Below are 15,472 nucleotides of genomic sequence, written 5' to 3'. Positions count from 1 at the left end.
AGGGACAGGGAGGCCGGTCATGGACAAATCCAATACTGGACGCGGGCGTTCGCTCGGTTTGAAAATTCTTCTGGTCGGAGCGCTGGTTCTGGTGCTGGGCCTGCCATTATTGTTTGTGAACATGCTGGCGTGGGAACGGGCCAATCGCGCCGACTTGGTTGCACAGGAAGTCGGCGCCGCCTATGGCGGCCCTCAGATCGTCCGTGGACCTTTTCTCCTCCTGCCTGTCGATATTACTGAAACCGTGCTCGTGAACACCGGTGAAGAGGAACGCCAGGAAACCCGCATTCGAACGGAAACTCTGGTTATCTCTCCCGAAACGCTGGACGTGACGGTCAATCTCGATACCGATATCCGTCGACGCGCGATCTATGATGTTCCGGTCTATCAGGCCGATCTGGAATTCAGCGGTCGGTTCACCCCCAGTGACCTCGCGCCTCTGACGCCCCGAAATGGCGAAATCCGCTGGTCAGGCGCTGAGCTGGTTCTAGCCTTCAGCGATCTTCGAGGGATCAACGCTGATCTGTCCTTCACGATTGACGGGCGTCCGGACCCACTCAGCTTCGAGCCGGGTTCCGGCTTTGATCGACCCCAACGGCGCGGGACAGAGGCAAGTTGGCGCGGCGTCTCGGCCCGCCTGCCCGACCTGACCGAAGGGGCCAGCTTTGACTTTCAGGCGCAAATGACGTTGTCCGGCGCCCAGCGCCTCTCGCTCACGCCCTCTGGACGTCAGACCCGTGCCGCTATTCGCGGCGACTGGCCTCATCCCGGCTTTGACGGAGCCTACCTGCCCCAGGACCGGACGATCACGGATCAGGACTTTGAAGCCAGCTGGTCCGTGCCCTATCTGGCGCGCGGCGTACCAGCAAGCTGGCGCGAGGGGGCTGGCTTTAACATGATGCGCGCCGACGACGCCCTGTTCACCGTCAATCTGGTTACCCCGACCGATGGCTATGTGCGGGTCAGCCGGGCGCTGAAATATGCATTCTTCTTCCTCAGCTTCACTCTGCTGATGGTGTTCCTGATCGAAGCCAATGGCAAAAAACGCATCCACGCCGCCCAATATGTGCTGATCGGGCTGGCCCAGGTGATCTTCTATCTGATGCTTCTGGCGCTCTCCGAGCACTGGCTGATCCAGCCCGCCTACCTGGCCGCGTCTGGCGCAACAATCGGCATCAGCGGGCTATACGCCATGACAGCATTCAAGAGCTTCGGGCGAGGCCTGCTGGTCGCACTCACGCTGGTTCTGACCTACGCCCTGCAATACATGCTGTTGCTGTTGGAAGATTACGCTTTGCTGATCGGAGCCGGACTGGCCTTCCTGTCACTGGCGCTGACCATGTACATGACGCGTAACGTCAACTGGTATGCGGTCTCAGACGATGAGGCCCCCTCTCAGGCCTGACGGGCCAGCCCCTGGCTGCAGAGGCGCAAGGACTCGCTGGCGATCTGCTCGTCGCCCGCCAGCTCCAGCGGGTCCATGGGCGCGCCGAACAGCAGGCGGTAGCGCGCGCGCTTCTTGGCCAGAAGCTCGTGAAACACGGTCATGTGGCGCAATTCCTCGTGGATCAGACCAAGGGAATAGAACCAGAGCGACATGCGCTGGCGCACGCCCAGCGAGATGATCGGGGCCTTGAACTTGCGCGCCAGACTGACGGCGGTGGGCTGCCAGTCAGAATCCTGCAGGCTGAAACTGCGCCAGTCCCAGGCGGACATGCGGCCTGCGGGGAAGACCACGATGCAGCGCCCCTCCTGAAAGGCGGTGATGGCGCGCTTGAGCGTATCGCGGGTTTTCTCCCGGTTGCGATGGCCTTCGCGCCATTCCACCGGGATGACGACATCGGCCAGGCCTTCGCAGACCCGGATGGCGTCGCGGTTGGCGAAGAACACCATGTCAGGGCGGCGCGCCTTGAGCGCCTGCCAGACCGCGATGCCGTCCGCAATGCCGCCGGGATGGTTGGCGGTGATCACGCAGGGGCCGGTTTCGGGCACATGATCGAGCCCGGCCTCGACGGTGGTCATGGACAGGAAATCCTGCGCCCAGTCCATCGCCTCGCGGCCCGACTTGTCGGCCAGCGCATCGGCAATGTCCCGCGCCCGGCGATAGCCCAGCAGCGGATAGAAGACGCGCTTCACCCAGGGCCAGAGCACAGGATTGGCGGACAGGCGGACGGCCCGCTCTTCAATGAGCTGGTCCACCACATGCGCCTGGGAAGGGTCAGAAGAGGTCATGCCGCCAGAACAGGCTAGCAAGCGGCTTTCTGCAAGCCCGCAAGATCAGACACGGCGAGATCGCAAATCTCGGGATGGCCGTCACAGCATTCCACAATCAGGAAATTGAGCAGGTTGCTGACGGCCGGCAGGGTCGCGGAATAGAACCGGCGGCGGCCATCCTTGCGCACATGCAGAAGGCCCGCATTCACCAGCACGGTCAGATGCGCCGACAGATTGCTGGGCGTGACCTGAGCCTGATCCGCCAGATCGCCGGCGGACACGCCCTCAGGGCCTGCGCTCATCACAGCCCGGAACACGACCAGACGGGTCTCGTGCGCCAGCGCGCCGAACTGGTTGGCCGCACCTTCAGGTGACAATTTCGGCTCTTTCATTTCAACTAGTCCTGAAATATATAAGTCTCGCATTATAGAGGCTGAATGCGATTCAACCAAGCGGAGCGCCTTATGAATCTACTTGTCCTGTGCACCGGAAACTCGGCGCGTTCCATCCTGGCTGAAGCGCTCTGGTCCTCGCTGAGCGAGGGCAAGGTAGCAGCGTATTCGGCCGGGTCAAAACCCTCAGGCCGCCCCAATCCCTACGCCCTGTCCACGCTGCAGCGCCATGGTCTGACGGTTGATGATCTGCGCTCGAAAAGCTGGGATGAGTTCGAGGCGCCCGACGCTCCGCAAATGGATGTGGTGATCACGGTATGTGATTCCGCCGCCTCCGAGCCCTGTCCGATCTGGCCCGGCGCGCCCGTGCGCGTCCATTGGGGCCTGCCCGACCCCGCCGCCCTGCCCGATGGCCCGGAAGCAGAAGCCGGATTTGAAACGACCTATCAAGCGCTCAGGACCCGCATCCAGTCCTGTCTGGACGCGGGCATTCTCGACGCCAACAGCGAGCAGCGCCTCGCCATCCTGAAAGCTGCGCATGAGGCCGGGCAATGAGCGTCTCTGACACGCAGGACACGGCGCCGTCAGCAGGCGGCATCGGGTTTTTCGAAAAATGGCTGTCGGTCTGGGTGGGCGGCGCCATTGTGCTGGGCACGGCGCTTGGCGCGCTGGTCCCGAACGCCTTCGCTGCGCTCGCCAGCCTCGAAATCGCCCGGGTGAACCTTCCGGTCGCCGTGCTGATCTGGCTGATGGTCTTCCCGATGATGGTCAATATCGACCTCACAAGCCTGCGCCATATCGGAGCGCGCCCCAAGGGCCTCGCCATCACCCTCATCGTGAACTGGCTGATCAAGCCCTTCACCATGGCCGGGCTGGCCGTCCTGTTCTTCGAATTTGTCTTTGCGCCCTTCCTGCAGCCTCAGGACGCCCAGGCCTATATCGCAGGGCTGATCATTCTGGGCGCAGCGCCGTGCACCGCGATGGTATTTGTCTGGTCTCAGCTGACGCGCGGGGATGCGAACTACACCCTGGTGCAGGTCGCCGCCAATGACCTGATCATGGTCTTCGCCTTTGCTCCGATCGTGGCGCTTTTGCTGGGCGTGACCGAGGTCAGCGTGCCCTGGAGCACTTTGATGATCTCGGTGGGGCTGTACGTGATCGCGCCCCTGTGCGCGGGCGCTGTGGTGCGCCATCTGATCACCCGCGGCCGTGACACGGCGGAGGGTGAGGCTGCGGTCAGCGCCTTCACCGCACAGATCAAGCCGCTCTCCATTCTGGGCCTGATCGCGACCGTGGTGATCCTGTTCGGCTTTCAGGGACGGACGCTTCTGACCCAGCCGGTGGTGATCGCGATGATCTCCGTCCCGCTCCTGATCCAGTCCTACGGCATTTTCGCCCTCGCCTATGGCGCCGCATGGCTGGCCCGGACGCCTTTCAGCATTGCTGCGCCCTGCGCGCTCATTGGCACCTCGAACTTCTTCGAGCTGGCGGTGGCGGTGGCGATCTCCCTGTTCGGGCTCAATTCCGGCGCGGCGCTCGCGACCGTTGTGGGCGTGCTGGTGGAAGTGCCGGTCATGCTGTCGCTGGTCGCCTTCGCCAACCGCACACAGGGCTGGTTTGCGCACGCCCGTCCCGATGCCTGATCTGTGTCTGGGTGTGTGAGGTGACTTGGGACGCGGCTCTGTTACGATCCCGGCGCTGACCAACCGGCCAGCGTCTAGCCTCTGCAGGAGCCTGACCATGTTGTCCTCACTCATCGGCCTTTTCGCCCTGCTTCAGGCGGCGGCGCCCGAAGGCGGGATCTATACGCTGACCACGCCTGCAGAGAGCTGTGAGCTGCTGCTGGACGCCACGGCTGCGCCCCTGCCGGAAACCAATCTCGACCAGCGCGACGCATCGGGCTTCGCCACCGCCATGCCCCAGTGCCCGGCCAGCGTGTCGATGACGACCTTCTGGAGCTATCGGGATGCAGACCAGACGCTGAACCTGTTCGACCCCACGGGCGCCAGCGTGTTCTCCGGCGTGTTCACCGAAGAGGGCTGGCGCGGAGAAACCGGAGACGGTCAAACCGCGACCCTGTCCGCACGCTAGCGGTCACAAGCGCCGCCGGGCGCTCGACAAGCCGCCCTGCGCGGCGTTAAACCCGGCCCAACACACAAACGAGCCGGCGTTCAGTCCACCTACAGACCGGCCTGACGGAGGAAGCCCCATGTCCGCCCATCGCGATATCCATCACTTCATCAACGGCAAGGCTGTCCCCGGCGCCTCAGGCCGGTTCGGCGACGTCTATGATCCCAACACCGGCGAGGTGCAGGCCAAGGTCGCGCTCGCCAGCGTCAAGGAAATGGACGAAGCGGTCGCCATCGCCAAGGCGGCGCAGCCCGAATGGGCCGCAGTGAACCCGCAACGCCGCGCCCGCGTCATGTTCAAGTTCAAGCAATTGCTGGAAGAGAACATGGACGAGCTGGCGGTGCTGCTGGCGTCCGAACACGGCAAGGTCGTCGCTGACGCCAAGGGCGATGTGCAGCGTGGTCTGGAAGTGATCGAATTCGCCTGCGGCGTGCCGCATCTGATGAAGGGCGAATACACCGAAGGCGCCGGCCCCAGCATCGATGTGTATTCCATGCGTCAGGCCCTGGGCGTGGTGGCGGGCATCACCCCGTTTAACTTCCCCGCCATGATCCCGATGTGGATGTTCGGCGTGGCCATCGCCTGCGGCAACGCCTTCATCCTCAAGCCGTCCGAGAAAGACCCGTCCGTGCCGGTGCGCCTTGCCGAGCTGATGAAGGAAGCGGGCCTGCCGGATGGCATCCTGAACGTCGTCCATGGCGACAAGGAAGCGGTCGATGCGATCCTCGACCATCCCGACATCAAGGCGGTGAGCTTTGTGGGCTCTTCCGACATCGCCCAGTACGTCTATTCGCGCGGCACGGCGAACGCCAAGCGCGTGCAGGCCATGGGCGGCGCCAAGAACCACGGCATCATCCTGCCTGACGCCGATCTGGATCAGGTCGTGCAAGACCTGGTCGGTTCGGCCTATGGCTCGGCTGGCGAGCGCTGCATGGCGCTTCCCGTGGCGGTTCCTGTCGGTGACGACACCGCCGATCGCCTCCTGGAAAAGCTGATCCCCGAGATCGAGAAGCTGACCCCCGGCGCCTCCACCGATCCTGACGCCCAGTACGGCCCGGTCGTCTCCCAGGCGCACAAGGAGAAGGTCGAAGGCTATATCCAGATGGGTGTGGACGAGGGCGCGAAGCTCCTGATCGACGGTCGAAACTTCAAGCTGCAAGGTCATGAGAAGGGCTATTTCATCGGCCCGTCCCTGTTTGACCATGTCACCGCCGACATGAAGACCTATCAGGAAGAAATCTTCGGCCCGGTGCTGCAGATCGTGCGCGCCAAGGATCTCGAAGAGGCCGCCAAGCTGCCCAGCGAGCACCAGTACGGCAATGGCGTGGCGATCTTCACCCGCAACGGCCTCGCCGCGCGGGAATTCGCCTCCAAGGTCAATGTGGGCATGGTCGGCGTGAACGTGCCGATCCCGGTGCCGGTCGCCTATCACACCTTTGGCGGCTGGAAGCGGTCTTCGTTCGGGGACGCCAACCAGCACGGCATGGAAGGCGTGCGCTTCTTCACCAAGATCAAGACGGTGACCCAGCGCTGGCCGTCCGGTCAGGTGTCCGATCAGGCCTTCATCATCCCGACGATGGAGTAGGGTTCACCCCCTCTCCAATACACGAAAGCCCCGGCGGAGACGCCGGGGCTTTTTTGTGCTTTCAAGCCAGAACCCTACCGCTTGTGCTGTTCGCGGATCGCCTGCATGTGCTCGACCGCGCGGGGTTTGCCCTTGCCGCCGCAGAATTTGTATTCCTGCGTGCCCTCGGTCACGATCACATCGGTGTCGAGGGCTGCGGTGGTGGCGTAGGTGAAGCCGGCGGGCAGCTTCTTGTAGATCGGGGTGAAATCGCGACCGGCGGTGCTTTCATACAGCGCCTTGATGGAATCCACGACGAAGTAGGTTTCCTGAAAATCGCTGATCACATAATCGGTGCGCATCACCCGCTCGGGCACCATCTTGATGCGGTGCGGGCTGTCTGAGTAGAGCGAGAACAGGGTTTCGTCCGGGCTCGACAGGATGCCCGCGCCATAGACGCGCAGCTCGCCCTCTTCCAGGATCAGGCCGAACTCCACCGTGTACCAGTAGACCGAGCCGAAATTCTTCAGGCGATTATACTCGATCGCCCGCCGACCACCCGCGCCATAGGCCTGGATATAGTCCGCAAAGAACGGGTTCATCAGCATCGGCACATGGCCGAAAATGTCGTGGAAGGTGTCCGGCTCCTGCAGATAGAAGAGGTCGTCCTCCACTGCGGTGTATTCCACAAACTCCGGCGCGCGGCCCTGATTGGCCTCCTTGACCTTTTTGGTCTTCGGATTGCCGCCGCGAATGAAGACGCCCGCCGGGAAGCGGCGGTTCTCCAGATGCCAGAAGAAGATGTTGTCCGGGATCAGCTCGGGCACCGGCACCACCGTCCAGCCCGTGGCGGGTTTGAGGATGGCGTTGATGTCGTCAAAGCTGGGAATGCCGTCCTTGAACAAATGCTCAAGCTGCTCGAACCCCTCCATGAAGTCCTTGCAGGCGCGGCCCGGCAACATCTTGCGCTGGTTCTCGAACAGGAGACGCCAACGGGCATGCTCAGCAGGGGTGTAATCAGGCTGGCGCTTGAGCTGCCAGCTGTCGGCGATGAAATCGCTCTCATCCAGACGATAGCCTTCAGGCCGGATGGCGTAGCGATAGAGCGCTCCGCCGGGACCCGTCAGGCCATTGCCCGCATCCTGCACGAGGGGGTCATAATAGGCGCGACCCATATCCGGAATGGATGTGGACTGTTCGTCGAGCATAGTCGCCTCCTATGGCTGGCCAGCCGGGCTGGTCTGGGTGAAAAAGACAGGCATACTGTGCCTGTTTCGAGGGTCCGCATAAAGAGACCCCGCTCATAACACACGCGACGCATCCGCGCAGTGCGAGCCCGCAGACGGGAGGAGCCGACCATCATGACCACCGCTTTCACCTTCACCACGGTCCCCAAAACCCTGTTTGAACCGGGCTCCAGCGCGCGCCTCGCAGAAACCGCCGCCCCGGCGCTGAAGGGCGCAAAACGCATCCTGTTCGTCACCGATCAGGGCGTTCGCAAGGCGGGGCTCGCGGATGCGGCGCTGGCGGGGCTGAAGGATGCGGGCCTTGAGGTGCATGTCTATGACAAGGTGGTCGCTGACCCGCCCGAAAGCACCGTCTTCGAAGCGGTTCAGGAAGGCCAGGAGTTTGGCGCAGAGGCCGTGATCGGCTTTGGCGGCGGCAGCCCGATGGACACCGCAAAGGTCGTCGCGCTCTTGCTGTCCGGCGAGCAAGCGCTGTCCACCATGTATGGCGTCCAGCAGGTCAAGGCGAGCCGTCCGCCGCTGATCCTGTTGCCGACCACGGCGGGTACGGGCTCTGAAGTCACCAATGTGGCCGTGCTGACCACCGGGGCGACCTCCAAACGCGGGATCGCCGCGGACCCTCTGTATGCGGACATGGCGATCCTGGATGCGGATCTGACGCTGGGCCTGCCGCGCCACCCCACCGCCTATACCGGCATTGACGCCATGGTTCACGCCATCGAGGCCTATACCAATCGCCGATCGAAGAACCCGATGTCGGATGCGCTGGCGCTGACCGCGCTGAAGCTCTTGCACGGCTCGATCCTGCGCGCCTGCGAAGACGGCTCGGATCGCGAGGCGCGCGGCGACATGCTGCTGGGCGCCATGCTGGCGGGGCAGGCCTTCTCCAACTCGCCCTGCGCGGGCGTGCACGCCATGGCCTATCCGCTGGGCGGCATGTTCCATGTGCCGCACGGGCTTTCAAACGCCGTCGTCCTACCGCCGGTGCTGCGTTACAACGCACCTGAAGCCGAAAGTCAGTATGCGGAGATTTCCGCGCATCTGGGCCTGAAGCCCGGCTCGACCGGCCTGATCGACGAGATGGACCGCATCGCCGAGGCCGTGGGCATCGAGCGTCGTCTGTCAGAACTGGGCATCAGCCATAATGACGTGCCGAAAATGGCTGAAGACGTGGCCGCGAATGATCGCCTGCTGCCAAACAATCCGCGCGAGATGACCTACGACTCCATCGTGGCGATGTATGAGGAAATCCTGTGAGCGCAGAGCGTCAGGCCCCGGCGAGGCGAGCGGATTTTAGCCAATTTGAGCCCATCGAAACCCGCTGGGCGGACAATGATGTCTACGGCCACGTCAACAATGTCGTCTATTACGGCTTCTTCGACACCGCCGTGAACCGGCGTTTGGCCCGCGCGGGCCTTCTCGACATCGAGCATGGCGAGACCATCGGCCTCGTGGTGGAGACCGGCTGTCGCTATCACGCCGCCACCGCCTTTCCTGATCAATTGGAAGCGGGGGTGAAGGTGGCGCGCATCGGCTCCAGCTCGGTGCGCTATGAGATCGCCATCTTCAAAGCGGGCGAAGACACCGCCGCCGCCGAGGGGTTCTTCGTCCATGTCTATGTGGACCGGCAAACCCGTCGCCCGAAGCCCCTGCCGGATCATTGGCGGTCAGAGCTTGAAGGCTGGATGGGCTGACGGGCTACACGCTTGTCATCCCCTCGCAATCCTTCTGCAACCTCATAAGGGTATAAGCGTCTGCGTCTTGGCGGGGCGGGCGCATCATTGTATCGAGGCGGCCATGCGCACCTTGCAACGCCCCGCCCTTGTCTGGCTCGCCGCCGCTGTCAGCTTTGCTCTGATCGCGGCCGCAGCTCTGCTCTGGAGCCTTTGAGTATGGGTCCTGTGGACAGCCTGAAACAGGCGGTGGCCGAAGGGCGGCTGCAGCCCGATCCCGGACAGGCGCAAATCGCCGAACACCTGCAGGCGCTGTGCGATGAACTGGCTGAGTGGAACGAAGGCAAGTCCGGTTTCTTCAGCAAGTCCAAACCTTCACCAAAGGGCCTGTACCTTTATGGCGGGGTGGGGACCGGCAAATCCCTGATGATGGATCTGTTCTTTGACGCCGCCCCGGTCGCGAAGAAGCGCCGCGTCCACTTTCACCAGTTCCTGCAGGAGATTCAGGCCCGCATCACCCATGAGCGCGAGAAAAAGGATTCCGATCCTTTGCCGCGCGTGGCGAAAGCGCTGGCCAAGCAGACCCGCCTTTTGTGCTTTGACGAGCTTCAGGTCACCGATGTGGGCGATGCGATGATCCTGGGCCGCCTGTTTGACGGTCTGTTCGCCGAGGGCGTGGTGATGGTCGCCACATCCAACCGCCATCCCGATGATCTGTATAAGAACGGCCTGAACCGGCAACTCTTTGAGCCCTTTATCGAGCTGATCAAACAGACGCTGGATGTGCGCGAGCTTGATTCCGGGCGTGATTACCGCCTCGAACAGCTTGAAGCCGCGCCGGTGTTCTACCATCCGCTGGGCTCTGAAGCGGATTCAGCGATGGACAGCGCCTTCAAGCGTCTGACCCGCGGCGCCAGGGTGCAGACCTGCATTCTCGACGTGAACGGGCGTGAGCTGGTGGTGCCGCGTCAGGCGGCGGGCGTGGCGCGCTTCACCTTTGACGAATTGTGCGCCCGGCCGCTGGGTCCGGCGGATTATCTGATGGTGGCGGAAACCTTCCACACCGTGATGATCGACCGCGCGCCATTGCTGACGCCGGGCAAGCGCGACGCCGCCAAGCGTTTCGTGACGCTGATCGACGCCCTCTACGAAGTGAAGACCAAGCTGATCATGAGCGCGGCCGCCGAAGCCTCCAAACTTTATCCCGAAGGCGATTATGCGTTCGAATTCCAACGCACCGTGTCACGCCTGATGGAGATGAGCGGGCATGCCTATCTGGCCGCCGAGCGCCGGGTGGGCGAGGATGTCTCGCAAGCAGAGTGACGGACGCTCCGGCCTGGGGCACACTCCGCAGACCATAGTCTGGGGAGACGCATCATGGTCCGTATTACACTTGGTCTAACCGCCCTTTTGCTGGCGACCGCATGCTCTGACTCTGTCGACGCTACCGCCCCCTCCGAACCCGCCGCCGCGCAGTCTGTAGCAACCGGCGAGTTCGAGATCGGGACGAGCTATGACGCCAGCGGCTATTTCGTTCCGATGAATGACATCGCGGTCGCAGGATGGTCCATCGACCATATTTTCGTCGGGCACAGCACCGATTTCATGTTCTGGCGTGAAGCCGGTGAAAACCCTGACGAGATCCCGGTCTGGCTGAGCCTGAACCCGGTCGGGGGCGACACCGCCATCAACGAGATGGGCTCAACCTATTTTGTCGACAATCGCCGCATCCGCCCGCACGATCTGACCCTGACCGATGGCGCATTCGAGTTCCGCGCTCATGACGGCGAACTCGGCGACATCCTGATTTCCGGCATGATCCAGGCTGACGCCCTGCAAGAACCCGGCGACATACCGCAAAGCGATCCGCCGGCCATGACCGTAGGTCTGGAAATGGGCGGCGAGCACATCCGCAACGCCAGCTTCATGCATTGGCTGGGAGACTGACAGGCCTGTGAGCGGTCTTCTCCCTTCGGCGCATTGCACTTCCGCGCCGAGGGGAGTAGATCAGGCTCACCTGTCTTCGCGCCTGCATCAAAGGCGCATCCCCTCGTAAGGCTTGAGGAGTAATTCCATGGCTCGCAAAAAGATCGCCCTTATCGGCGCCGGCATGATCGGCGGCACCCTGGCCCATATCGCAGCTCGTGAAGAGCTGGGCGATGTGGTCCTGATGGACCTCAATGAAGGCACCGCCAAGGGCAAGGCGCTGGATCTGTGCGAGGCGAGCCCCGTCTTCGGCAAGGACAGCCACCTGACCGGCGGTTCGGTCGAGGACTACACCCCGATCGCGGGCGCGGATGTCTGCATCGTCACCGCCGGCGTGCCGCGCAAGCCGGGCATGTCTCGCGATGACCTTCTGGAAATCAACCTCAAGGTCATGAAGTCGGTCGGCGAAGGCATCAAGAAGCACGCCCCGAACGCCTTCGTGATCTGCATCACCAACCCGCTGGACGCCATGGTCTGGGCGCTGCGCGAATTCTCCGGCCTGCCCCACAACAAAGTGGTCGGCATGGCGGGCGTCCTGGACGCCGCGCGCTTCCGCTGGTTCCTGGCTGAAGAATTCAACGTGTCCGTGGAAGACGTCACCGCCTTCGTGATGGGCGGCCATGGCGACACCATGGTGCCGCTGACCCGTTACTCCACCGTCGCCGGCATCCCGGTGCCGGACATGGTGAAAATGGGCTGGTCGTCTGACGAGAAAATCGACGCCATCGTGGACCGCACCCGCAAGGGCGGCGGCGAGATCGTCGGCCTTCTGGGCAATGGCTCGGCCTTCTACGCTCCGGCGGAAAGCGCCATCGCCATGGCCAAATCCTATCTCAATGACAAGAAACGCGTCCTGCCCTGCGCCGCGCACCTGACCGGCCAGTTCGGCGTCGACAACCTCTATGTGGGCGTTCCGGTGCAGATCGGCGCTGGCGGCGTGGAGAAGGTCGTCGAAATCACCCTGAACAAGGACGAGCAGGACATGTTCGACCACTCGGTTGATTCCGTGAAAGGCCTTGTGGAAGCGTGCAAGAAGATTGACCCCAGCCTGGCCTAAGGTCTGGTCGATCCGGTGTGAAAACCCCCGGGGCCAGACCGGCCCCGGGGGTTTTTCTTTGTCTGAGCCTGCGTCATTGTGCAGAGCAATATCATCTGAAGGAGAGATCCATGGGTCTCAACGTCGCCGTTCTGGGCGCCACGGGCGCTGTCGGTCAGGAAATGCTGACCATCCTCGAGGAACGCCTCTTCCCCGCCGAAACCGTCTACGCGCTTGCCAGCCGCAAATCCGTGGGCCGCGAAGTCTCCTATGGCGACAAGACCCTGACCATCAAGGACGCGGACACGTTTGACTATTCCACTGTCGACATCGTGCTGATGAGCGCAGGCGGGGATGTGTCGCGCGAGATGTCGCCCAGGATCGCCAAGGCCGGCGCGCTCGTGATCGACAATTCCAGCGCCTGGCGCATGGATCCGGACGTGCCGCTGGTGGTGCCCGAGGTGAACCCGGACACGCTCAACGAACGCCCGAAGAAGAACATCATCGCCAACCCCAATTGCTCCACCATCCAGACCGTGGTGGCGCTCAAACCCATCCATGATGCGGCGGGGATCATCCGGGCCAATTGCTCGACCTATCAGTCCACCTCCGGCGGCGGCCGCGAGGCGATGGACGAGCTGTGGAACCAGACCAAGGCGATCTACGTCAACGACCCGGTCGAACCGGAAGTCTTCCCCAAGCAGATCGCCTTCAACGTCATCCCGAAAATCGACGTCTTCATGGAGGATGGCTCCACCAAGGAAGAGTGGAAGATGACGGTCGAGACCAAGAAAATCCTCGACCCCAAGATCAAGCTGTTCGCCACCTGCGCCCGCGTGCCGGTGTTCGTCGGCCATTGCGTCGCCGCGCATCTGGAGCTCGAAAAGGAACTCTCCGCCGAGGATGCCCGCAACCTGCTGCGCGAAGCGCCGGGCCTGATGGTGATCGACCGCGCCGACGAGGACGAACCGCAATTCGTCACCCCGGTGGAAAGCGTCGGTGAATTCGCCACCTTCGTCAGCCGCATCCGCAACGACCCCACCGTCGAGAACGGCCTCGCCATGTGGATCGTGTCGGACAATCTGCGCAAGGGCGCAGCCCTCAACGCCGTCCAGATCGCCGAAGTGGTGGTCAACAAGGGCTGGCTGAAGAAATAGGGCTGAAATCCCGGGCGAGCGTCAGCGAAGACCCGGGACCTCCCTCCGCTTAAGCGCTCTATCCTGATAGAGACCCCGGCTCGGCGCTGCGCTTGGCCGGGGTTTCACGTTGAGGAAGTGACTTATCCGTTGTCTGACGGCGCGTCGTCTTCGGTCAGGCTCGCGCCCGGAAGCTCCGGCGTCACGGCGATCTGGCGGCCCATGAACAGGCCCGCCGCAATCACCAGCGCCGCCCCGACAATCACCCCTGCGAGAAATGTCAGCCCGTACTTCATGATCCCCTCCTGATCTTTAGCCGGGAGAGCATGACGACAGCTCGCGACGCCCCGCAAGCCGCTTTTCTACCGCACCTTCGACAGCGCCAGATCTCTTGTCAGCCGCAGCTCGGGATCAGCGGTGTTTTCCAGAACGAAATGATCCACCGACAGATCAAGGCCCAGCGCACGGATGGCGGCTGATTGCGCTTCCCACTGGCCGCCCACGGGCCAGCCACAGCCCTCTGAGGGGAAAGCGGAGACACGCAGGGGGAGCGAGCCCGTCAGGCAGGCATAGGCTTCAAACGGGTTCTCGATCGCTTCGGGCACATGGATCGGGCTGATCGGCACGCCGTCATAAATCTCGCCACGATCTTCGGTGCCATTCATGATGGCGTAATCACGCGCGGTCAGAAGCGTGGCCCAGACCCGGACCGAACCGCCGGGGCGCTCCACCAGCGTCGCCGGGATCGAGCCATAGACCGCAATGCGGTTGGCATAGGCGACCACATGGTCAGGCACGTTGATCTGGATCACCGGAATGGCGACGTCATCAAGATGATCGCGAAACTTGCGGCGCAATTGAGCGGGCGCGGCGTTCGAACCCACCGCCGCCACGGCGTGATAGGCGCCGCGTTCAAATTCTGACAGTCGCTGTTCGCCCAGCGCATCGGCCATCCGCATCGGCCCCTTGGCGTGATCAATGATCCAGTCGCCAAACCCGCCGCTCGTCTGCATCAGGGGCCAGGTCGCGCCATCGAGAAAGATGAAGGGTGTTTGCGGACGCGGGAAGGGATAGCTCAGCGCCCATTGCAGATGCAGGGTGTCGGTATCGATCATGATGCGCCTACCCCCGCTGGGCTTCCACCCAGTCGATCAGCAGAGCCGACACATCGACGCCGGAGAAGCGGCGCAATTCCTGAATGCCGGTGGGGGAGGTGACGTTGATCTCGGTCAGGTAATCGCCAATCACGTCAATGCCCACAAAGACGAGGCCGCGACGCTTGAGCTCCGGCCCGATAATGCGACAAATCTCGAGATCGCGCTCGGTCAGGTCAGACTGCACCGCCTTGCCGCCCACATGCATGTTGGCGCGCACTTCGCCCTCGGCCGGCACGCGGTTGATCGCGCCCACCGGCTCGCCATCCACCAGGATCACGCGCTTGTCGCCATTGCGAACGTCCGGAACGAAGGCTTGGGCCATCAGCGGATCACGGCTGGTCTGACCGAACAGCTCCACCAGCGAGGCGATGTTTTCCGCCGTATCGCGGATGCGGAACACGCCCGCCCCGCCATTGCCGAACAGCGGTTTGACGATGATGTCCCGGCCATGGCGCTCGAAGAAGTCGCGAATTTCGTCTTCAGAGCTGGTGATCAGGGTGGGCGGCATCACGCCTTCAAACGTCGTCACGAACAGTTTTTCGGGCGTATCGCGCACATGGCGCGGATCATTAACCACCAGCACTTCGGGCATCAGATGCTCAAGAATGTGGGTGGTGGTGATATAGCTCATGTCAAAGGGCGGGTCCTGACGCAGGAAGACCGCATCCACCGTGTGCAGGTCCAGCACTTCAGGCGCGCTCAGGGTCACATGCTCGCCCTGCACCCGCTGCATGGCGGTGACCCGTTGCGCCGTCGCGCGGACCTTGCCGTTCTCAAGGCTCAGATGTTTGGGTTCATACACCCAGATCTCATGGCCGCGCCCAAAGGCTTCCAGCGCAATGTCAAAGGTGGAGTCCGCGTTGACATTGACTTGGGTGATGGGGTCCATCTGGAAAGCGATCGTCAGCATGGCAGGCCTTTCGGGCAGAGGCGGGAT

General features: G+C 62.8%; 17 protein-coding genes. 11 read left to right on the top strand and 6 right to left on the bottom strand.

Going from position 1 to position 15,472, the window contains the following annotated elements:
- Positions 1–19 precede the first annotated feature (19 nt).
- On the top strand, positions 20–1,405 hold the full coding sequence (creD, locus tag ACFELO_RS00270) for a cell envelope integrity protein CreD (protein WP_440958576.1): 1,386 nt from the start codon (positions 20–22) through the stop codon (positions 1,403–1,405).
- On the opposite strand, the gene ACFELO_RS00265 is transcribed toward creD, so the two are convergent.
- Complete coding sequence (locus tag ACFELO_RS00265) at positions 1,396–2,232, bottom strand: 1-acyl-sn-glycerol-3-phosphate acyltransferase (protein ID WP_440958575.1); 837 nt, start codon at positions 2,230–2,232, stop codon at positions 1,396–1,398. The genes creD and ACFELO_RS00265 overlap by 10 nt on opposite strands.
- Before the next feature lie 14 nt (positions 2,233–2,246).
- Positions 2,247–2,606 carry an ArsR/SmtB family transcription factor gene (locus tag ACFELO_RS00260; protein WP_440958574.1) on the bottom strand — a complete coding sequence of 120 codons (360 nt, stop codon included), beginning with the start codon at positions 2,604–2,606 and terminating at the stop codon, positions 2,247–2,249.
- 72 nt (positions 2,607–2,678) lie between these two features.
- Between ACFELO_RS00260 and ACFELO_RS00255 the strand changes: the two genes are divergently transcribed.
- From ACFELO_RS00255 to ACFELO_RS00240, 4 genes are all read left to right on the top strand, one after another.
- Positions 2,679–3,161, top strand: coding sequence for an arsenate reductase ArsC (locus tag ACFELO_RS00255; RefSeq protein WP_440958573.1), 483 nt, complete (start codon positions 2,679–2,681; stop codon positions 3,159–3,161).
- Positions 3,158–4,249, top strand: coding sequence for an ACR3 family arsenite efflux transporter (arsB, locus tag ACFELO_RS00250; protein ID WP_440958572.1), 1,092 nt, complete (start codon positions 3,158–3,160; stop codon positions 4,247–4,249). Before ACFELO_RS00255 ends, arsB begins: the two co-directional genes overlap by 4 nt.
- A gap of 97 nt (positions 4,250–4,346) precedes the next feature.
- On the top strand, positions 4,347–4,697 hold the full coding sequence (locus ACFELO_RS00245; RefSeq protein WP_440958571.1) for a hypothetical protein: 351 nt from the start codon (positions 4,347–4,349) through the stop codon (positions 4,695–4,697).
- Positions 4,698–4,815: 118 nt separating this feature from the next.
- Positions 4,816–6,321 (top strand): CoA-acylating methylmalonate-semialdehyde dehydrogenase, encoded by a 1,506-nt coding sequence (locus ACFELO_RS00240; protein WP_440958570.1) that lies wholly within the window; start codon positions 4,816–4,818, stop codon positions 6,319–6,321.
- 74 nt (positions 6,322–6,395) lie between these two features.
- Here ACFELO_RS00240 and ACFELO_RS00235 read toward each other — a convergent pair whose 3' ends face one another.
- Entirely contained in the window at positions 6,396–7,508 is a 1,113-nt protein-coding gene (locus tag ACFELO_RS00235) for a phenylalanine 4-monooxygenase (protein ID WP_440958569.1), read from the bottom strand.
- A 153-nt stretch (positions 7,509–7,661) separates the two neighbouring features.
- Between ACFELO_RS00235 and ACFELO_RS00230 the strand changes: the two genes are divergently transcribed.
- The 6 genes from ACFELO_RS00230 to ACFELO_RS00205 all read left to right on the top strand — a co-directional run bounded on the left by ACFELO_RS00230 (position 7,662) and on the right by ACFELO_RS00205 (position 13,399).
- Positions 7,662–8,804, top strand: coding sequence for an iron-containing alcohol dehydrogenase (locus ACFELO_RS00230; protein ID WP_440958568.1), 1,143 nt, complete (start codon positions 7,662–7,664; stop codon positions 8,802–8,804).
- A complete protein-coding gene (locus ACFELO_RS00225) occupies positions 8,801–9,241 on the top strand; it encodes an acyl-CoA thioesterase (RefSeq protein WP_440958567.1) in 441 nt (146 codons plus the stop codon). Before ACFELO_RS00230 ends, ACFELO_RS00225 begins: the two co-directional genes overlap by 4 nt.
- A gap of 198 nt (positions 9,242–9,439) precedes the next feature.
- A complete protein-coding gene (zapE, locus tag ACFELO_RS00220; protein ID WP_440958566.1) occupies positions 9,440–10,543 on the top strand; it encodes a cell division protein ZapE in 1,104 nt (367 codons plus the stop codon).
- Between the two features lie 54 nt (positions 10,544–10,597).
- Positions 10,598–11,167: a hypothetical protein gene (locus tag ACFELO_RS00215; RefSeq protein ID WP_440958565.1), complete on the top strand. Its 570-nt coding sequence runs from the start codon at positions 10,598–10,600 to the stop codon at positions 11,165–11,167.
- Between the two features lie 127 nt (positions 11,168–11,294).
- Positions 11,295–12,263 carry a malate dehydrogenase gene (mdh, locus tag ACFELO_RS00210; protein ID WP_440958564.1) on the top strand — a complete coding sequence of 323 codons (969 nt, stop codon included), beginning with the start codon at positions 11,295–11,297 and terminating at the stop codon, positions 12,261–12,263.
- Positions 12,264–12,373: 110 nt separating this feature from the next.
- Complete coding sequence (locus ACFELO_RS00205; RefSeq protein ID WP_440958563.1) at positions 12,374–13,399, top strand: aspartate-semialdehyde dehydrogenase; 1,026 nt, start codon at positions 12,374–12,376, stop codon at positions 13,397–13,399.
- A gap of 122 nt (positions 13,400–13,521) precedes the next feature.
- Here ACFELO_RS00205 and ACFELO_RS00200 read toward each other — a convergent pair whose 3' ends face one another.
- The 3 genes from ACFELO_RS00200 to gshB form a co-directional block, all read right to left on the bottom strand.
- Positions 13,522–13,674, bottom strand: coding sequence for a hypothetical protein (locus tag ACFELO_RS00200; protein ID WP_440958562.1), 153 nt, complete (start codon positions 13,672–13,674; stop codon positions 13,522–13,524).
- 66 nt (positions 13,675–13,740) lie between these two features.
- Complete coding sequence (locus ACFELO_RS00195; RefSeq protein WP_440958561.1) at positions 13,741–14,493, bottom strand: hypothetical protein; 753 nt, start codon at positions 14,491–14,493, stop codon at positions 13,741–13,743.
- 7 nt (positions 14,494–14,500) lie between these two features.
- Positions 14,501–15,445 (bottom strand): glutathione synthase, encoded by a 945-nt coding sequence (gene gshB / locus ACFELO_RS00190; protein WP_440958560.1) that lies wholly within the window; start codon positions 15,443–15,445, stop codon positions 14,501–14,503.
- Positions 15,446–15,472: the final 27 nt, after the last annotated feature.

The sequence above is a fragment of the Oceanicaulis sp. LC35 genome, from assembly GCF_052055585.1.
Classification (GTDB): domain Bacteria; phylum Pseudomonadota; class Alphaproteobacteria; order Caulobacterales; family Maricaulaceae; genus Oceanicaulis.
Note: the sequence above shows the minus strand (reverse complement) of the source record. Positions and strands in the feature narration are given on the sequence as shown.

What these genes read in the sequence shown, in the direction of transcription:
- zapE (WP_440958566.1), top strand. Translation starts at nt 9,440, where the DNA reads ATGGGTCCTGTGGACAGCCTGAAACAGGCGGTGGCCGAAGGGCGGCTG.
- ACFELO_RS00245 (WP_440958571.1), top strand. Translation starts at nt 4,347, where the DNA reads ATGTTGTCCTCACTCATCGGCCTTTTCGCCCTGCTTCAGGCGGCGGCG.
- ACFELO_RS00205 (WP_440958563.1), top strand. Translation starts at nt 12,374, where the DNA reads ATGGGTCTCAACGTCGCCGTTCTGGGCGCCACGGGCGCTGTCGGTCAG.
- mdh (WP_440958564.1), top strand. Translation starts at nt 11,295, where the DNA reads ATGGCTCGCAAAAAGATCGCCCTTATCGGCGCCGGCATGATCGGCGGC.
- ACFELO_RS00240 (WP_440958570.1), top strand. Translation starts at nt 4,816, where the DNA reads ATGTCCGCCCATCGCGATATCCATCACTTCATCAACGGCAAGGCTGTC.
- ACFELO_RS00235 (WP_440958569.1), bottom strand. Translation starts at nt 7,508, where the DNA reads ATGCTCGACGAACAGTCCACATCCATTCCGGATATGGGTCGCGCCTAT.
- gshB (WP_440958560.1), bottom strand. Translation starts at nt 15,445, where the DNA reads ATGCTGACGATCGCTTTCCAGATGGACCCCATCACCCAAGTCAATGTC.
- ACFELO_RS00260 (WP_440958574.1), bottom strand. Translation starts at nt 2,606, where the DNA reads ATGAAAGAGCCGAAATTGTCACCTGAAGGTGCGGCCAACCAGTTCGGC.
- ACFELO_RS00255 (WP_440958573.1), top strand. Translation starts at nt 2,679, where the DNA reads ATGAATCTACTTGTCCTGTGCACCGGAAACTCGGCGCGTTCCATCCTG.
- ACFELO_RS00195 (WP_440958561.1), bottom strand. Translation starts at nt 14,493, where the DNA reads ATGATCGATACCGACACCCTGCATCTGCAATGGGCGCTGAGCTATCCC.
- arsB (WP_440958572.1), top strand. Translation starts at nt 3,158, where the DNA reads ATGAGCGTCTCTGACACGCAGGACACGGCGCCGTCAGCAGGCGGCATC.
- ACFELO_RS00265 (WP_440958575.1), bottom strand. Translation starts at nt 2,232, where the DNA reads ATGACCTCTTCTGACCCTTCCCAGGCGCATGTGGTGGACCAGCTCATT.
- creD (WP_440958576.1), top strand. Translation starts at nt 20, where the DNA reads ATGGACAAATCCAATACTGGACGCGGGCGTTCGCTCGGTTTGAAAATT.
- ACFELO_RS00230 (WP_440958568.1), top strand. Translation starts at nt 7,662, where the DNA reads ATGACCACCGCTTTCACCTTCACCACGGTCCCCAAAACCCTGTTTGAA.
- ACFELO_RS00200 (WP_440958562.1), bottom strand. Translation starts at nt 13,674, where the DNA reads ATGAAGTACGGGCTGACATTTCTCGCAGGGGTGATTGTCGGGGCGGCG.
- ACFELO_RS00215 (WP_440958565.1), top strand. Translation starts at nt 10,598, where the DNA reads ATGGTCCGTATTACACTTGGTCTAACCGCCCTTTTGCTGGCGACCGCA.